Annotated in this window: 16 protein-coding genes; 9 read left to right on the forward strand and 7 right to left on the reverse strand. The window is 59.5% G+C overall.

The genetic code is table 11. The annotated features are described in order from the left end of the window. Positions 1-90 precede the first annotated feature (90 nt). The 7 genes from ACQZ48_RS02070 to ACQZ48_RS02100 all read left to right on the forward strand — a co-directional run bounded on the left by ACQZ48_RS02070 (position 91) and on the right by ACQZ48_RS02100 (position 7462). Positions 91-921: a DeoR/GlpR family DNA-binding transcription regulator gene (locus ACQZ48_RS02070; RefSeq protein ID WP_448728449.1), complete on the forward strand. Its 831-nt coding sequence runs from the start codon at positions 91-93 to the stop codon at positions 919-921. Positions 922-968: 47 nt separating this feature from the next. Beyond that, on the forward strand, positions 969-1979 hold the full coding sequence (gene rhaS, locus ACQZ48_RS02075; RefSeq protein WP_077985128.1) for a rhamnose ABC transporter substrate-binding protein: 1011 nt from the start codon (positions 969-971) through the stop codon (positions 1977-1979). Positions 1980-2188: 209 nt separating this feature from the next. After that, entirely contained in the window at positions 2189-3724 is a 1536-nt protein-coding gene (locus ACQZ48_RS02080) for a sugar ABC transporter ATP-binding protein (RefSeq protein WP_448728450.1), read from the forward strand. 14 nt (positions 3725-3738) lie between these two features. Continuing rightward, positions 3739-4740 carry an ABC transporter permease gene (locus ACQZ48_RS02085; protein WP_137411513.1) on the forward strand — a complete coding sequence of 334 codons (1002 nt, stop codon included), beginning with the start codon at positions 3739-3741 and terminating at the stop codon, positions 4738-4740. Then, complete coding sequence (locus ACQZ48_RS02090; RefSeq protein WP_077985130.1) at positions 4737-5747, forward strand: ABC transporter permease; 1011 nt, start codon at positions 4737-4739, stop codon at positions 5745-5747. Before ACQZ48_RS02085 ends, ACQZ48_RS02090 begins: the two co-directional genes overlap by 4 nt. A 3-nt stretch (positions 5748-5750) precedes the next feature. Next, positions 5751-6074: an L-rhamnose mutarotase gene (gene rhaM, locus ACQZ48_RS02095; protein WP_137411512.1), complete on the forward strand. Its 324-nt coding sequence runs from the start codon at positions 5751-5753 to the stop codon at positions 6072-6074. Next, complete coding sequence (locus tag ACQZ48_RS02100) at positions 6071-7462, forward strand: FGGY-family carbohydrate kinase (RefSeq protein ID WP_191216679.1); 1392 nt, start codon at positions 6071-6073, stop codon at positions 7460-7462. The genes rhaM and ACQZ48_RS02100 overlap by 4 nt, the downstream gene beginning before the upstream one ends. Positions 7463-7506: 44 nt before the next feature. Here the strand turns inward: ACQZ48_RS02100 and ACQZ48_RS02105 are convergent, their stop codons facing one another. From ACQZ48_RS02105 to ACQZ48_RS02120, 4 genes are all read right to left on the reverse strand, one after another. Then, positions 7507-8343: an alpha/beta fold hydrolase gene (locus tag ACQZ48_RS02105; protein ID WP_077985133.1), complete on the reverse strand. Its 837-nt coding sequence runs from the start codon at positions 8341-8343 to the stop codon at positions 7507-7509. Between the two features lie 241 nt (positions 8344-8584). Further along, positions 8585-9280, reverse strand: a complete 696-nt coding sequence (locus ACQZ48_RS02110; RefSeq protein WP_077985134.1) for an FkbM family methyltransferase — start codon at positions 9278-9280, stop codon at positions 8585-8587. 162 nt (positions 9281-9442) lie between these two features. Continuing rightward, positions 9443-11365 carry an EAL domain-containing protein gene (locus ACQZ48_RS02115; protein WP_321186447.1) on the reverse strand — a complete coding sequence of 641 codons (1923 nt, stop codon included), beginning with the start codon at positions 11363-11365 and terminating at the stop codon, positions 9443-9445. A gap of 21 nt (positions 11366-11386) precedes the next feature. Further along, positions 11387-11893: a putative pterin-binding protein gene (locus ACQZ48_RS02120; RefSeq protein WP_137411509.1), complete on the reverse strand. Its 507-nt coding sequence runs from the start codon at positions 11891-11893 to the stop codon at positions 11387-11389. Between the two features lie 606 nt (positions 11894-12499). Between ACQZ48_RS02120 and ACQZ48_RS02125 the strand changes: the two genes are divergently transcribed. Further along, entirely contained in the window at positions 12500-13936 is a 1437-nt protein-coding gene (locus ACQZ48_RS02125; RefSeq protein WP_142912017.1) for an NAD-dependent succinate-semialdehyde dehydrogenase, read from the forward strand. Positions 13937-14172: 236 nt separating this feature from the next. Further along, on the forward strand, positions 14173-15270 hold the full coding sequence (locus ACQZ48_RS02130; RefSeq protein ID WP_191216681.1) for a DNA alkylation repair protein: 1098 nt from the start codon (positions 14173-14175) through the stop codon (positions 15268-15270). 7 nt (positions 15271-15277) lie between these two features. Here the strand turns inward: ACQZ48_RS02130 and ACQZ48_RS02135 are convergent, their stop codons facing one another. From ACQZ48_RS02135 to cysT, 3 genes are read right to left on the reverse strand one after another with little or no spacing between them, the layout of a single operon-like run. Further along, the gene (locus ACQZ48_RS02135; RefSeq protein WP_191216682.1) at positions 15278-16303 is read right to left on the reverse strand and encodes a sulfate/molybdate ABC transporter ATP-binding protein; all 1026 of its coding nucleotides are present in this window, start codon (positions 16301-16303) and stop codon (positions 15278-15280) included. Positions 16304-16308: 5 nt separating this feature from the next. Beyond that, positions 16309-17196: a sulfate ABC transporter permease subunit CysW gene (gene cysW / locus ACQZ48_RS02140; RefSeq protein ID WP_191216683.1), complete on the reverse strand. Its 888-nt coding sequence runs from the start codon at positions 17194-17196 to the stop codon at positions 16309-16311. Between the two features lie 3 nt (positions 17197-17199). Continuing rightward, complete coding sequence (gene cysT, locus ACQZ48_RS02145) at positions 17200-18039, reverse strand: sulfate ABC transporter permease subunit CysT (protein WP_077985140.1); 840 nt, start codon at positions 18037-18039, stop codon at positions 17200-17202. Between the last annotated feature and the right edge of the window lie 14 nt (positions 18040-18053).

Below are 18053 nucleotides of genomic sequence, written 5' to 3' on the forward strand. Positions count from 1 at the left end.
TTTCATGTTGCAGCGCGGTATTGATTAATTTGATCGTTCTTGATTGACAACGTAAAGAGATTGCGAATAAATCAGCGTCAGGAGGATCTCATGCACGAACGCGAACGCCACCGCATCATCTTGAGCGCCACGCAGGAAAAAGCTGTCGTGACGGTGCAGGATATTGCCGAACTGACGGATGCGTCGGAAGCGACGATCCGCAGGGATATTGCGTCTTTGCATGTGCAGGGCAAGTTGCGGCGCGTGCGCGGCGGAGCGGAAGCGGTGCATCCGCCGCAGCTTGGCAATCTCGCCGCACGGCCGTTCCGTGTTTCCGAATCGGTCAATATCGATAAGAAACGCGCAATTGCGCGCAAGGCGGTCGATCTCTGCCATGATGGCGACGCGATCATCCTGAATGGCGGCACGACCACGTTCCAGATGGTGCATTACATGGCGGCGCGTCGCCTGCAGGTGATGACCAATTCCTTTGCCATCGCCGAGCATCTGGTCAAACATTCCAAGTGCAACGTCAATGTGCCGGGCGGCGCGATCTATCGCGATCAGAGCCTCATCCTCTCGCCCTTCGAAAATGACGCTATCCGCAATTTTTATGCGCGACGGATTTTTCTCGGCGCGCAGGGCGTGGGCGCTCTTGGCATCATGGAGTCCGACGCGCTCGTAATCCAGAGCGAACAGAAGCTGATGCGTCAGGCCGAGGAGCTGATCGTCATGGTCGATTCCTCGAAATTCAGAAAACGCTCCAGCCTGATTTTATGCCCGCTCGAAAACGTCACGACCATCATCACCGATGACGGGATTTCGGACGAGGCGGCAAGGATGGTGGAAAATGCCGGCGTGGAATTGCTGATCGCCGGGGCGGTGGGGGATGGCAAGACAGCCAACCCGCCTGATGGGGAGGATTCCTCTTCGGTCGCTTGAGGAAGCACCGGGGAGAGGAACAGGTTCAAAACGGGAGGAAAAGGAACATGAAACTTACACGCAGAACATTGACGAGCGTCCTGGCACTTAGCGCGGCGCTATCCGTTGCGGGTCTTGGCGGCGTTGCCCAGGCAGCCGACGTCAAGATCGCACTGGTGGTCAAATCGCTCGGCAACGGCTTTTTCGAAGCCGCCAACAAGGGTGCTGAAGAGGCCGCGAAAGACCTTGGCGGCGTGCAGATCATCTATACAGGCCCGACCAGCACCACGGCGGAAGGCCAGATCGAAGTGATCAATTCGCTGATCGCGCAGGGTGTGGATGCCATCGCCATTTCCGCCAATGACCCGGACGCCGTGGTTCCGGCGCTGAAGAAGGCCGCGCAGCGCGGTATCAAAGTCATTTCCTGGGATTCAGGCGTGGCGCCTGAAGGCCGCATTCTCCAGCTCAACCCGTCCTCCAACGCGCTGATCGGCAAGATGTGCCTGCAGCTGGCCGCGGCACATCTCGAAGGCGGCAAGGGCGATTTCGCCATTCTTTCGGCCACCACCACCTCCACGAACCAGAATATCTGGATCGACGAGATGAAAAAGCAGCTGAAGGACTTTCCCGGCCTCAACCTCGTCACCACGGTCTACGGTGACGACCTCGCCGACAAGAGCTATCGCGAAGCGCAGGGACTGCTCTCCTCGCAACCGAACGTTAAGGTCATCGTCGCTCCGACGACGGTCGGCGTTCTCGCCGCCTCGCAGGCCGTCAAGGATGCGGGCAAGATCGGTCAGGTCTATGTGACGGGCCTTGGCCTGCCGTCTGAAATGGCCGGCGCCATCAAATCAGGCGCCACCAAGGAATTCGCCATCTGGAACCCGATCGACCTCGGTTACTCCGCCACCCAGATCGCCTATCGCCTGGTGAAGGGCGAAACGGATGGCAAGCCGGGCTCGGAAATTGAAGCCGGGCGTATGGGCAAGATCAAGGTTGGTGAAAACAGCGAAGCGGCGATGGCCGATCCGTTTGTTTATGACGCGAAGAATATCGATCAGTTCTCGAAGATTTTCTGATCTTGAGAAGTGACGGCAGTGCGTGGAGGGCACCCCCCTCTGCCCTGCCGGGCATCCCCCCCTCAAGGGGGGAGATCGATGTGCCGCACCCGCTCGATCCATAAGGCAGGGTGCTATCCGCTTGCCGATCTCCCCCTTGAGGGGGAGATGCCCGGCAGGGCAGAGGGGGAGCCCCTCGCGGCTTCATCAAAACAGACCGGTAAGACGGAATGATGCGTGCTGTAACCCAAACCATCAACATGACAGAGGCTTTGAGCGCTACGCCCATTCTGGAAATGCGCGGCATCAGCCAGATATTCCCCGGCGTCAAAGCGCTGGATGGCGTCGATATCGCGCTTTATCCTGGCAAGGTCACCGCGCTGATCGGCGAGAACGGTGCGGGAAAATCCACACTCGTCAAAATCCTCACCGGCATTTACCGCCCGAACGAAGGCGAAATCCTTCTCGATGGCAAGGCCGTCCACTTCCACAGCGCACAGGACGCCATCGATGCCGGCGTTACCGCCATTCATCAGGAAACCGTGCTGTTCGATGAGCTTTCCGTCGGCGAAAACATCTTCCTCGGCCATGCGCCAAAAGGCCGTTTTGGCCTGATCGACTGGAAGACCATCAATGCGCGCGCCAAGGTTCTGCTGGAGCAGCTGGAGAGCACTATCGATCCCTCCATTCGGCTGAAAGACCTGTCGATTGCGCAGCGCCATCTGGTGGCCATCGCCCGGGCGCTATCGGTCGAGGCACGCATCGTCATTATGGACGAGCCGACCGCTGCTCTTTCCCGAAAGGAGATCGATGATCTCTTCCGCATCGTCGAAAATCTGAAGCGACAGGGCAAGGCGATCCTCTTCATCAGCCACAAGTTCGATGAAGTCTATGAAATCGCCGAGAATTATGCCGTGTTCCGCGACGGAAAAATGGTCGGCGCTGGCACGCTTGCCACCACCCCGCAAGATGAAATCGTGCGGTTGATGGTTGGCCGCGACGTGACGAATGCCTTTCCCAAACAGGCCGGCACGCTTGGTCCAACGGTTCTTTCGGTCCGCAACTACTCCCACCAAACGGAATTCCGCGATATCTCCCTCGAACTGCGCAAGGGTGAAATTCTCGGTCTTTACGGGCTGATCGGCGCCGGGCGCTCTGAACTCTGCCAGTCGCTGTTCGGCATCACCCGCCCGGCTTCGGGAGAGGTAATGCTGAACGGCCAGCCGCTTTCCATCCGCTCGCCGGAAGATGCGATACGCGCCGGCATCGTTTATGTGCCGGAAGAGCGCGGCCGCCACGGGCTGGCGCTCGACATGCCGATCTATCAGAACATGTCGCTGCCCTCTCTCACCCGCACCTCGCGCAAGGGGTTTCTGGCCGCCGCCAATGAATTCGCGCTGGCGCGCAAATATGCCGCGCGGCTCGATCTGCGCGCCGCCGCGCTTTCGGTGCCTGTTGGCACGCTTTCGGGCGGCAACCAACAGAAGGTGGTGATCGGTAAATGGCTCGCCACGAAGCCGAAGGTCATCATTCTCGATGAGCCGACCAAGGGCATCGATATCGGCTCGAAGGCCGCTGTACATGGCTTCATCAGCGAACTTGCGGCCGAAGGCCTGTCGATCATCATGATTTCATCCGAACTTCCCGAAATCCTAGGCATGTCCGACCGCGCCATCGTCATGCGCGAAGGCCTGATGGCGGGCCAGTTCGAACGCGCCGATTTTTCTCCGGAAAAGCTGGTGCGCGCCGCCACCGGCAATGCCTGAGAGGGGCCACAAACATGCAACGTCTACTCAAAAATCGCGAATGGCTGCTGGCGGGTATCATCATCATCATGATTGCCGGCTTTGCCCTGCGCGCGCCCGGCTTCGCCCGGCCCGGCAATCTCGTCAATATTTTCAATGATACGTCCATCCTCATCATCCTGGCGCTTGGCCAGATGGCGGTCATTCTCACGAAATCCATAGACCTCTCAGTCGCCGCCAATCTCGCCTTTACCGGCATGGCGGTGGCGATGACCAATGCCGCCTTTCCGGGTATTCCCCTGCCGCTACTCATTGTCATGGCAGTCGGCATCGGCGCGTTTCTAGGTTCCATCAACGGCATACTCGTCTGGTGGCTTGGCATTCCGCCCATTGTTGTGACGCTCGGCACGCTCACCATCTATCGCGGCATGGCTTTCGTGCTCTCGGGCGGCGGTTGGGTGAATGCGCATCAGTTTTCGCCGAGCTTCCTCAATGTGCCGCGCACGATGGTCCTCGGCATGCCGGTTCTCTCCTGGGTGGCCATTCTCATCATCGCCGGGGCCTGGCTGGTGCTCACCCGCAGTTCCTTCGGCCGCTCCGCCTACGCCTCTGGCGGCAATCCGGGTGCCGCCGTCTATGCGGGCATCGATGTCGGCCGCACCCGCTTCTTCGCCTTCGTCCTGTCGGGGGCGCTTGCCGGTCTTGCCAGCTATCTCTGGGTGTCGCGCTACGCCGTCGCTTATGTGGATATCGCCGCCGGCTTCGAGCTGGACAGCGTGGCAGCCAACGTCATCGGCGGCATCTCGATTGCGGGCGGCATCGGCTCGGTGGCAGGTGCTGTGCTCGGCGCGCTGTTCCTCGGCGTCATCAAGAACGCGCTGCCCGTCATCGGCATTTCACCCTTCGCGCAAATGGCCATATCAGGCGTGGTCATCGTGCTCGCCGTCGTCTTCAATGCCCGCGCTGAAGCTAGAAAAGGCCGTATCATCCTGCGCGACCGGGCCGCAGCAGACCATGGCAAGGAAGCATCCGCATGAGCACGAATTCCCAACCGTCACAGGCACCGCGCGTCATTCCCGACAAACTCGGCACGCCGCTCAGCCGCATCATGGCCAGCTGGGAAGTGTTGCTGCTCGGTGTCGCGATCCTCATCTTCATCGCCAATTCGCTCGCCTCGCCCTATTTCCTCAACGCCTGGAATCTCTCCGACGCGACCTTCAACTTCACTGAAAAGGCGATCATCGCCTTTGCCATGGCGCTTCTGATCATCGCCGGTGAAATCGACCTGTCAGTCGCCGCCATCATCGCGCTTGCCTCCACCGCCATGGGTGCGGCGGTGCAGATGGGGGTCGGCACATCAGGCCTCGTCGCCATCGGCATCGGCACCGGGCTATTGTGCGGGGCTTTCAACGGCTTTCTGGTCGCCGGGCTCAAGCTGCCCTCCATCGTCGTCACCATCGGCACCATGAGCCTGTTTCGCGGCATTTCCTATATGGTGCTGGGGGATCAGGCCTATGGCAAATATCCGGCGGATTTCGCCTATTTCGGTCAGGGCTACGTGTTCTGGGTGATCTCCTTCGAATTCGTACTGTTCATCGTCATGGCCATCCTCTTCGCCATTCTGCTGCACGCCACCAATTTCGGCCGGCAGGTCTATGTCATCGGCACCAATCCCTTCGCCGCGCGCTTTTCCGGTATTCCCGTCGAGCGCGTGAAGTTCATCCTCTTCCTGCTCACCGGCCTGATGAGCGGCATCGCCGCCGTCTGCCTCACCTCGCGGCTCGGTTCCACGCGCCCGTCAATCGCTCAAGGGTGGGAGCTTGAGGTGGTGACCATGGTGGTGCTCGGTGGCGTTTCCATTCTCGGCGGTTCCGGCACCATTGCGGGCGTCGTCATCGCCGCCTTCGTCATGGGCCTCGTCACTTTCGGGCTGGGGCTTCTGAACGTGCCCGGCATCGTCATGTCGATCTTCGTCGGCCTGCTGCTCATCATCACCATCGCCATCCCCATCGTCGTCCGTCGCCTTCGTGCCATGAGAGGCTGAACCATGCCGGAACTCGAAAAACACGCCTTCAAGATGAAACTCTTCGCCGGTAAGGAAGCCGAATACAAAAAGCGCCATGACGAGATATGGCCGGAGCTGGTGGCGCTGCTGCACGAGGCGGGGGTCCGCGACTACTCCATCCATCTCGACCCGGAAACCAACATTCTGTTCGGCGTGCTGACGCGGCCGAAAAACCACGGCATGGCGGCCTTGCCCGACCACCCCGTCATGAAGAAATGGTGGGCGCATATGGCTGATATCATGGAGAGCAATCCCGACAATTCGCCCGTTGCAATAGACCTGGTGACGGTGTTCCATCTGCCATGAGCGACAGCACCAAACCGGGCCGTGTCGCGGTCATCGATATCGGCAAGACCAATGCCAAGGTGGTTGTCATCGACACCGGCAGCGGCGAGGAAATTGCCGGCGAGAAGCGGACGAACCCCGTTCTTCGCGATGGCCCCTACCCGCATTACGATGTGGAGATGCTCTGGCACTTCATTCTTTCCGCTCTTCAGCGGTTTGGCCGCGAGCCGGGTTTCGACGCGATTTCCATCACCACCCATGGCGCTTCAGCAGCACTTCTCGATGGAAACGGCGACCTCGCCATGCCAGTGCTCGATTACGAGCATGTCTACCCCGAACCCGTTCAGGAGGCCTATCGCGAGATCAGGCCCGATTTCATAGAGACTGGCTCGCCGCAGCTTCCTGCGGGACTGAACCTCGGCGCACAAATCCATTTCCAGAAAACCACCTTTCCGGACAAGTTCGCCAGGGTGCGCGACATCGTTACTTACCCGCAATATTGGGCAGGGCGACTGACGGGCATTCAGGCAACCGAAACCACCTCGCTTGGTTGTCACACGGACCTATGGAACCCACGCTTGAAGAGCTTTTCATCGCTGGTCGAGCGTCTCGGCATCGAGCATTTGATGGCGCCTGTCCGCTCCGCTTTCGATGTGCTGGGCACGATCGCCCCATCGCTGGCGCAGGAAACCGGGCTGTCACCTGATATGCCGGTCTATTGCGGCATCCACGATTCCAACGCGTCGCTCCTGCCGCATCTACTTCGCCGCGACGGCGATTTTTCCGTCGTCTCAACCGGCACCTGGGTGGTGAATTTCGCCATTGGCGGGAAGGCGGATGCGCTGGATCCCAGCCGCGATACGCTTTTGAATGTCGATGCCCTCGGGCGACCCGTTCCTTCCTCCCGCTTCATGGGTGGCAGGGAATATGAGATGCTGGCGCAGCAATTCGGAGCAGCGACAATCGACGAGATTGACGCCGCGCTCGGCGGGGTTATCGAAAAAGGAATGATGCTGCTGCCGAGCGTCGTCAGCGGCTCCGGCCCCTTTCCGGAAAACGCGGCACGCTGGATCGCCGATAGCGATGCAACGGGGGCGGAGCGACATGCGACTACCTCGCTCTATCTCGCCCTGATGACGGAATTCTGCCTTTCGCTCGTCGAGCGAAGGGGGCCGATTGTCGTCGAAGGACCCTTCGCCGGAAACACGCTCTATTTGAAGGCACTCGCCGCTTTTGCCACAACCGACGTCATTGCCATGGAAGGCTCGACGGGGACCAGTGCGGGTGCTGCGCTGCTCACCGGTATCAAGCCGGTTGCCGGTCGAGAGCGTCATTTCACGGCGGGGGATATTCCGGAGCTGACTTCCTATCGCACCGCCTGGCGGGGCCATCTCACCTTGCCCAAATAGAAATGCGGCCGAGTGATCGGCCGCATTCTGATGTCGGAAAAGTATCAGCCCTTAATGAAGGCCAGCAGGTCGGCATTCAGCACGTCGGCGTTGACGGTCAGCATGCCGTGCGAGAAGCCGGGATAGGTCTTCAGCGTGCCGTTTTTCAGAAGCTTCACCGACTTGTGAGCCGAGTCGGCGATCGGCACGATCTGATCGTCTTCACCGTGCAGAACCAGCGTCGGAACGCTGATATTCTTCAGGTCTTCGGTCTGGTCGGTTTCCGAAAAGGCCTTGATCCCGTCATAATGGGCCTTCGCGCCGCCCATCATGCCCTGACGCCACCAGTTCTGGATAACACCTTCATGCACGGTCGCGCCATCGCGGTTGAAGCCATAGAACGGGCCGGCCGGTACGTCACGGAAGAACTGGGCGCGGTTTGCGGCAAGCGCAGAGCGGAAGCCGTCAAACACTTCCATCGGCAGGCCTTCCGGATTGGCCTCGGTCTTGAGCATCAGCGGCGGCACGGCGGAAACGAGAACCGCCTTGGCGACGCGGCCGGCGGGTTCGCCATGTTTTGCGACATAACGGGCCACTTCGCCGCCGCCGGTGGAATGGCCGATATGGACGGCGTTCTTCAGATCGAGCGCCTCCACGACGGCAAAGGCGTCGGCGGCATAGTGGTCCATGTCATGACCGTCAGCAACCTGGGCGGAACGGCCATGGCCACGGCGGTCATGGGCGACGACGCGAAAACCCTTGGAGAGGAAAAACAGCATCTGCGCATCCCAGTCATCTGAACTGAGCGGCCAGCCATGGTGGAACATGATCGGCTGGGCGTCCTTCGGGCCCCAGTCCTTGTAGAAGATTTCGGTTCCGTCTGTCGTCTTAACAAAGCCCATGATCGTTACTCCTTCGGTTGCGTTGGCATCTCCGGTGCATCCTTTTGTGCGCCGGTTTGATGGAGGGATGATGACGCAGGATAACGGTTGCTACAATTGCAACAATAATTGGGAATGAATTGCTGTTTATGAAATTATCGTGGCGTACCGATTACGATACGCGCATCGACCCGCTCCGCGCCCTCATGCAAATGTGAGAACGGAGAGGACAGGCGGACGGTTCCGTGAATTCGGCGCGGCCTCAGTCCACCTCGGGATCGTATTCCCTCGGGCTTTCGTCCTTGGAGAACAGGACGCAGGGCCCACGTGAGCCCCGGGGATCATAGGCATATCCCTTCGCGGTCAGCGCCTGCATGATATCGCGAACTCCGGCAAGACCGTAAAGATGGTCGTGCAGTTCCACGAATATCCGCTCCACACCGGAGAGGTCGGCCCTGCCGAGCAGATCGCGTTCCGCACCCTCGATATCCATAACGAGCGCGGTGATGCCCCGGCTGGCGATAAATTCGTCGATATTGGCGGAGGAAATTTCGATGCGCTTTTCATAGGGACCCTGATTTTCGTCCATGGACGACATCCAGAGATCCCTGCGGACGTAAAAAGGATAGGAGCTAGGCTCATCGGCGGTGAGAAGCCCCTGCGAAAACACGACATTGCCGCGGCAATTGGCCTTGATCACCCGCTCTGCCAGCGCCGCGGTGGAGGGGTTGGCCTCGAAGGCCCAGACGGAAACATCCTCGATGCCGGCAATGATCGAGGTGATGATGCCAATACCGGAGCCGAGCTCCAGCACCCGATCACCGGGCTTGATGGCTTTCAGGACGCTGCGGGCCTCTTTCGCCTCATAGCTGCCGTCGGTCAGCGCCTGCCAGATGACCGGCGACACCTCATCGGAAGAGAGAGGAAGGGCAATTCCATGCACGTCCAGTATTTCCATGTCTCAAGCCTTTTCGCAAAACTCGGCCGCTTTGCCGCAATGATCCCATATCGACCGGGAATGCTCTACAGCATCGTTGCGGCAACCGGTATCGGTTTTCGCAAGCAACACTATGACGTGGTAAAAAATGCAAGATGCGGTCGCCGCCAAAACAGGCGCACCTCAGACGGAACTCCAGGCCACAAGCTCCTTGGCCGGCAACGGTCTGCTGATCAGATATCCCTGAACCTGATCGCAACCCAGACGCCTGACACATTCATATTGCTCTTCCGTCTCGATACCTTCCGCAATCGTCGTCATCCGCAGACTGCGGCCGACGCCGACCACGAATTCCACGATCGCCAGCGCGTCGCGGTCGCTGGTGATATCGCGCAGGAACGAGCGGTCGATCTTGATCTTGTCGAAAGGCACGCCGCGCAGATTGGCGAGCGATGAATAACCTGTCCCGAAATCATCCATGGCGATCTGGATGCCGACGGCTTTCAGCCGTGAAAGCGTGTTGATCGTCTGGTCGCTCTTGTTGAGCAGGATCGATTCGGTGATTTCAAGTTCGAGCCGGCTGGGTTCCAGCCCGCTTTTCTCAAGCGCGCCCATGACGTTCTGGATGAGGCTGGTGCTGTGGAACTGGACTGGCGACAGATTGACCGCCACTTTCATGTCCTCGTCCCAGCCCATCGCCTCGCGGCAGGCGGTTTCCATCACCCATTTTCCGAGCGAATGGATGAGGCCGGTTCTTTCCGCAACGGGAATGAACACGCTGGGCGGCACATCGCCCCGCACCGGGTGTTTCCATCGCAGCAGCGCCTCGAAGCCGCAAAGCTTGCGTGTCTGCGTCGCCACCTGCGGCTGGTAATAGACTTCCATCTCGTCGTTCTGCAGAGCGGTCTGCAAGTCAGCCTCGAAGGACTTTTTCTCGGTCAGCTGCTTCTGCATGCGGACCTTGAAGACACTCGCCCGGCCGGGGCCGATGGCTTTCGCCTCATAAAGCGCCAGATCCGCGCGCTTGAACAATTCATCCGCGTCGACGGCGCCGTGCGATATGGCGATGCCGATGCAGGTGCCGATTTTGACCTCCTGCTCGCCAAGCTGGTAGGTGCGGCTGATCTGGTCGATAAGCCTGTTGGCGATGCGGCGGGCGGAATCCTCGTTCAGATCGTCGGAGACGACGGCGAATTCGTCACCGCCCAGACGGCAGACCATATCATAATCGCCTCCGATGCCGGACAGGCGCTGCGCCACGGCCTGAAGCAGGGCATCGCCAGCGTCATGGCCGAGCGTATCGTTGACGTCCTTGAACCCGTCCAGATCGAGCAGAAGGATGGCTGTCGTTCCAGTCCCGCCGAAGGATCGACGCAATCTCTCGATCAACTCCCGCCGGAAAAGCGCGCGGTTCGGCAGTCCCGTCAGCGCGTCGTGATAGGCGTCATGTTCGAGCCGGACATTCTTGGCCTGCAATTCCAGCGTGGCGGCACGCAGATCGTCCGTCAGACCACGCATGCTTTTCTGCGCCCGGTTCAGGAGATCGTTCTGGCGGAGCAGCAATATGACAAGCGCGATACCACACAGTATAAGGCCGCCGGCCAGCGCCGTATAAACGATATGCAGCTTGCGCACATCCTCATGGGCGGTGTCGATAAGGTTGACGTCAAAAGCGACGGAAGACGAGGCGAGCGTCGTCATCGGCGCGTCGAGCGCGCTCATCGTGGAAAGAATATCCGGAACCTCGGTCGGATTGAGATCGCTCATCCGCTGCTCAAGATGGACCAGAACCGCATCAAGATGGGTTACGAGATCCCGCCACTGCTGTTTCTCATTGATGAAGGCGCCCAGATTTCCCTGTTTCAGAAGCTCCAGACGGCTCAGCATAATATCCAGACGCAACTGCAGTTCGTCCCGATCAATCTTGCCGGGGTCAAGGGCGAATACGGCCAGCTTGTTCTGGAGACGCAGATATTCTGCAACCGTCTGGCTGACGGCCCAGGAATCGTTGTAGCGGGCGAATTTCTGCAGAGCAGTCTGCCGCTCGGCAATGACGAAAGCGATATAGCCCGTTGCCAGGACGAAGCAACAGATGATCACCGCCACAAGTTTTCGCAAACGGCACCTTTATTCCACAATCAGTTTGGCAACTTGCCATGCTGATCGCGAGTAGTATGTCTGCTTCTGCAGCTCCGGATCGCTGTCATAGGGATAGATGACGAACAACGGGCCTTTTTCGCGAACTGTCATGTAATTGCCATCCAGCTTGATCGCTAGGATAACGTTAAATTTCTTAAAATCTTCAATAGGTATCGTGCTGACATAGTCGTTGAGAGCGACTGCCGTGACGCTGGTGCCCTTTGCGCCGACGAGATCCATCAATTTTGCCAGCGAAACACCATCGAAACGGACCCGGCCATCATGCCAGGGTGTCATTGTTTCCACTGTGTCCATGCCAAGCGCTTCCAGCATGTCACGATCAAACACCGCAGCGCCTTCGGCATTCGTATTGGTGATGTTTCCGGATATGGTTAATATCGGTTTTCCTTGCGGTTTGGCAATTTCGCCGGCTTCGGCGCAGGAAAGCCACGCGAGCGACAAGAACGCACTGAGAAGTACCCGGGCGAAACTCATGCTTTTTCTCCATCGATAACGTTCAGGTCGAGGGTTTTCGCCAACCTTTGAAGTTCAAGTGAACCGGTGCCAGTAATATATATCAGGAATCAGTGTTATATCCTCACTGAGATTTTATCCGTATTTTCTCTAGGTTTTGAGTAAACCCTTTGGATAATTTTTTCGCCTTATTGTAATTTTTCGGGCCACACGCCCCGATATGACGCAAGTGGCAGACTGCGGAGACCCTCCCGATAATTCACCCGGTTGGGCAAAGGCCGAATTGTGTCGAGAACCTTTCCTTCACCGCGCACCTCATCTGATTCGTCTGAGGCAGCCGGATACGCGGCGCCCCGTCTGCGCGCCGGGGTGAAAGAGGGATGACAGATTCTCCGCCGCGGAAAAATCGTGCCGATTGCCGGTGTGCACGGTTGAAACACGTCGCCCGGACCTTAATATAAAGGCTGTCGTTTCCGGCAATTCCACGAGCCCCGTCGGAAATATTCAGACACATATTCCGCGCAGCGAAAGCCGCGATGCCGGATATCGTCCGGCCAGGAAAATTCTGTTCACGTCTCTGGGCCGGACGGCATCCGCCGTATCGTCCGCATCATGAAGGTAGCCCCAATGCACACCTATCCCGACATCAAACTTCTCATTGATGGCGAATGGCGAGACGCCGTTTCCGGAAAGACGATCGCCGTGTCCGATCCGGCAACCGACGAGATCATCGGCGCGATTGCCCATGCCGAGAAGGAAGACCTCGATCTGGCGCTGGCCGCTGCCGAGCGCGGTTTCAAGCTATGGCGCGACACCTCCCCCTACGAGCGTTCGAAGATCATGCGCAAGGCGGCAGACATTCTGCGCGAGCGCAAGGACAAAATCGCCTACATCATGACCCGCGAGCAGGGTAAGCCGCTGGCGCAATCCGCCACCGAAATCATGGGCGCCGCCGATACCATCGACTGGTTCGCGGAAGAAGCCCGCCGCACCTATGGCCAGGTCATTCCCGCGCGTGCGACCGGCGTTTCGCAGCTTGCCATCAAGTTGCCGGTCGGCCCTGTGGCGGCATTCACGCCTTGGAACTTCCCGATCAACCAGATCGTCCGCAAGCTGTCCGCAGCACTTGCCACCGGCTGCTCCATCATCGTCAAGGCACCGGAGGAAACACCGGCATCGCCGGCCGAACTCATCCGCGCTTTCGTGGATGCGGGTGTCCCGGCTGGCGTCATCGGCCTCGTTTACGGCGTTCCCTCTGAAATTTCGGAATATCTGATCCCGCATCCGGTCATCCGCAAGATTTCCTTCACGGGCTCCACCCCCGTCGGCAAACATCTGGCGGCGCTGGCAGGCAAGCACATGAAGCGCGCCACGATGGAGCTTGGCGGCCATGCGCCCGTCATGATCTTTGATGATGCCGATATCGACAAGGCGATAGAGGTCACCTCACTTGCGAAATTCCGCAATGCCGGCCAGGTTTGCGTCGCCCCCACCCGCTTCCTCGTTCAGGATGGCGTGGCGGACCGATTCCTTGAGGGTTTCGTGGAAGCGACAAAGGCCATCAAGGTCGGCAATGGTCTCGAAGATGGCGTCATCATGGGCCCGCTTGCCAATGAGCGCCGCATTCCGGCACTGGAAGGCCTCATCAACGACGCCGTTTCCCATGGCGGCGAATTGAAGACCGGCGGTCGCCGCATCGGCAACAAGGGCAATTTCTTCGAGCCGACGGTTCTCGCCAATGTGCCGACCACCGCCAAAATCATGAATGACGAACCCTTCGGCCCGGTTGCCATCATCAATCGCTTCTCGAGCTTCGATGACGCCATCACTGAGGCGAACCGCCTGCCCTTCGGTCTTGCATCCTATGCATTTACCGGCTCGGTCAAGACCGCACATGCGCTCGGCCAGCAGGTTGAGGCCGGCATGCTGACCATCAACCATAACGGCCTTGCGCTTCCGGAAGTCCCCTTCGGCGGCATCAAGGATTCCGGTTACGGCACGGAAGGCGGCTCGGAGGCGGTTCAGGCCTATCTGGAGACCAAATTCGTCAGCCAGATGAGCTGAGTGTTCCAAAATTTCTTCTCCCCGCCGGGGAGAAGGTGGCCCGAAGGGTCGGATGAGGGGGCAAGATCGCGACTTATCGCTACCCTTGCCCTCTTATCCCGCTGCCGCGCCCTTCTTCCCGGACGGGGAGAAGAAGCGAGCTGCAACCACGCAGTCTGCCTGAAAATCGCTCAGCCTTATCTTGCCTCACACTTCACCATCCCCTAAAAGAACAAAAAGTGAACTTTGGGGGCATTATGAACGACACGGCGGCACCGGCATTGAAGGAAATCTTCAACCGCGAAAAACTGCGGCATATCGCCGATCAGACCAAGGCGGTTCATCCGCCCTTCGACGTTTCCGCCTTCATGGCGCTCGCCACCGAAAACCTTGAAGCGCTTGGCATCATGCAACGCATGCGGCAAGTGGCGACGAGCCTGCACGCCACGCTTCCCGGCGACTATGCCCGCAACATCGAAATCCTGACCGCCGCAGCCCCCGGCATCGGCAATGGCTTCGCGTCCATTTCGTTACCGGAATATGTGGCGCTCTACGGTCTCGATGATTTTGATCTTTCCATGGAAGCGCTGCATTATTTCACCCGCTTCGGCTCCTCGGAATTCGCTATCCGTCATTTTCTGCAGAAGGACTTAGGCGCCACCCTTGCCGTGATGGAAACGTGGTCACGGCACGAGAACGAACATGTGCGGCGGCTGGCGAGCGAGGGCTGCCGGCCGCGCCTGCCATGGTCGTTCCAGCTCAAGCCTCTCATCGACGATCCTTCGCCGGTCACCGCGATCCTTGAGGCCATGAAAGCCGACGAGGCGCTTTATGTGCGCAAATCCGTCGCCAATCATCTGAACGACATCACCAAGGACAATCCCGCTTTCGTGCTGGCGCTCATCGATGCATGGCCGAAGGACAATCCGCATACGCGCTGGATTACACGGCAGGCCCTGCGCACCTTGATCAAGAAGGGCGACGCCGCCGCCCTTGCCCATCTCGGCGCGCATGAGGAAGCGGAAATTTCCCTTGCGGCATTTCAGGTTACGCCGGACAAGGTTGCGCTCGGCAATCCGGTGCGGATTTCAGCCTCTTTCACCTCAACGGCGAAACGCCCGCAGAAACTGGTGATCGACTACGCCGTGCATTACGTGAAGAAGAGCGGCGACGCCTCGGCGAAAGTCTTCAAGTGGAAAGAAATCGAGCTTCAGCCTGACGAGACGTGCGCGTTGTCGATCAGCCGCGCCATACGCGATTTCACGACCCGCAAACACTATCCGGGCATCCACAGGGTCGACCTGACGATCAACGGCAAGCTTGTGGCGGAAAGCGCCTTCGAGCTTCTGGGTTGATCGCGGCTCACGCCGCCGGGAAAATCTTCGCCCGGCGGATGATGACGGAACCGCGGTCTCCGGCGGCGACATCGTTTTCCGGCGGCACGTCGAACTCGAGAAGGTCGCCGCCATCGGTGCTGGCGATCACCCGACGCTCGCCCGCGCGGTCGAGAACCCGCGCCACAGAGGCCGGAATGCCATCATGCAAATCTTCCCATTCGAGATCGCCGGGGCGAGCATAGATGTCCACCGCGCCGTCGCCTTGGGCATAGGAGAAAGGCAGCTCGTTATCGCCGACATAGACCTTACCGCCGCGCGCCACGCCGGAGACCCGGTTGGCATCGCCCAGAAAGCGCATGACGAAGGCGCTGTTCGGCTGGCGGCAGACCTCTTTCGGCGTACCCTGCTGCACGATCTCGCCCTGATTGAGAATGACGACACGGTCGGCGAGATCGAGTGCCTCTTCCTGGTCATGCGTCACGAAAATCGTGGTGATGCCCAGCGCATCGTGAATTTCGCGCAGCCAGCGGCGAAGATCCCGTCGCACATTGGCGTCCAGCGCCCCGAAAGGCTCATCGAGAAGAAGCACCTTCGGATCGACCGAAAGCGCACGCGCCAGCGCCACACGCTGCCGCTGCCCGCCGGAAATCTGCGCCGGGAAACGGTCCCCCAGGCCATCGAGCTTCACCAGCCGCAAAAGCTCCTCGACGCGGGCGTCGATCGCCACCTTGTCCCGCTTCACCTTCGAGACCTTCATGCCGAAAGCGATGTTTTGATGCAGGGTCATATGCGGGAAGAGCGCGTAATGCTGGAACACGAAACCGACGCCCCGATCACGCACCGGAATATTGGTGGCGTCCTCGTCGCCGAAAAAGATTCGGCCGCCATCGCCATATTCGAGACCGGCGACCATGCGCAAAATCGTGGTCTTGCCGGAGCCTGAGGGACCGAGCAGCGCCAGAAGTTCGCCGCTTTCGATATCCAGCGAAACATCGCGCACGGCGCGGAAAGTATCGAAGGTCTTCACCACATTTTCGAGGCGGATTTTCATGGGAATCAGGTCTCCGTGGCGATGGCGGCATCGCCGTTGGTCTTCTTGGCCCCGCGCCCGGCGCCGCGTCGTTCCAGCGCCACCTTGGCGATGATCGTGACTACTGCAAGCAAGGCGAGGATGGAGGCCGAGGCAAAAGCGCCGGCGGCTTGATAATCGTGATAGAGCAGCTCGATATGCAGCGGCAGCGTATTGGTCTGACCGCGAATATTGCCCGATACGACCGATACCGCGCCGAACTCGCCCATCACGCGGGCGTTGCACAGCACGACGCCATAAAGCAGCGCCCATTTGATATTCGGCAAGGTAACCGAAAAGAAAGTGCGCCAGCCGGATGCGCCAAGCGAGGTTGCCGCCTCTTCCAGATCGCGGCCCTGGGCCTGCATCAGCGGGATGAGTTCCCGCGCCACGAAAGGGGCCGTGACGAACATCGAGGCGATGACGATGCCGGGCAGCGCAAACAGTATCTTGATGTCATGCGCATCGAGAAACGGACCGAAAAGCCCCTGCAGGCCGTAGACGAAAAGATAGGCGACACCGGCGACAATCGGCGAGATGGAGAAGGGTATTTCGATCAACACCAGCAGGAAGCGTCGACCCGGGAAATCGAACTTAGTGATCGACCATGCGGCCGCAACCCCGAAGGCCGTGTTGACGGGCACTGCGATCAGCGCCGTTAGCACCGTCAGCATGATGGCGTGGCGGGTATCGGGATGGGTGATGGTGGCCGAATAGGCCTTCCAGCCCTGCGAAAAGGCTTCGATGCCGATGACGATAAGCGGCGCCACGACCAGCAGCGCGCCGATGACCAGCACGAAACCGATCAGGCTGCGGCGAACGAGAGGCGCGTCACCGACACGCGGCGGCTTGCGATGTGAAGAAACGGCGCTCATCTCTCAGCCCCTCACCGTATAACGAAGCGCGCGCGCCTGCAGATAATTGGTCACCGCCAGCATCACGAAGGCGGTGATGAGCAGTACGGAAGCGATGGCGGCGGCAGCCTGATAATCATATTCCTCCAACCGGATGAAGATCAGCAGCGCCGTGATTTCCGTCGAGAACGGCTGATTGCCGGCGATGAAGATGATCGCCCCGAATTCGCCGAGGCTGCGGGCGAAGGACAGCGACAGGCCGGCCAGCAATGCCGGCGTCAACAGCGGCAGGATGATCTTGCGGAAGATTTCAAAATCGGAACCACCGAGCGACTGCGCCGCCTCCTCAAGCGCCGGATCGAGGTCTTCGAGCACCGGCTGCACGGTGCGCACGATGAAGGGAAGGCTGGTAAAGGCCATCGCCACCATGATGCCCAGCGGCGTGTAGGCCACCTTGACGCCGAATTGCGCAAGTACCGAGCCGAACCAGCCATTGCCTGCGAACAGTGTCGTCAGCGCAATGCCGGCAACGGCGGTGGGAAGTGCGAACGGCAGATCGACGATTGCGTCGACAATGCGCCAGCCGGGGAAACGGTAACGCGTCAACACCCAGGCGAGCGCCAGCCCGAAAACGACGTTGAAGAGCGTGGCGGCCAAGGCACTAAGCACGGTAACACGATAACTTGCGACCGCGCGCGGTGAAGAGATGATCGACCAATATTCGGCAGGGCCGAGGCTTGCCGCCTTGAACACCAACGCCGAGAGCGGCAGGAGCACGATGATGGCGACATAAGTCAGGGTGACGCCAAGGGATAATTTCAGCCCCGGCAGAACATTCCGCTTCAAACCCCGCCCCCAATTCATCAAAAAGCGACCCG

It is taken from the genome of Agrobacterium sp. 22-209-1 (assembly GCF_053522485.1).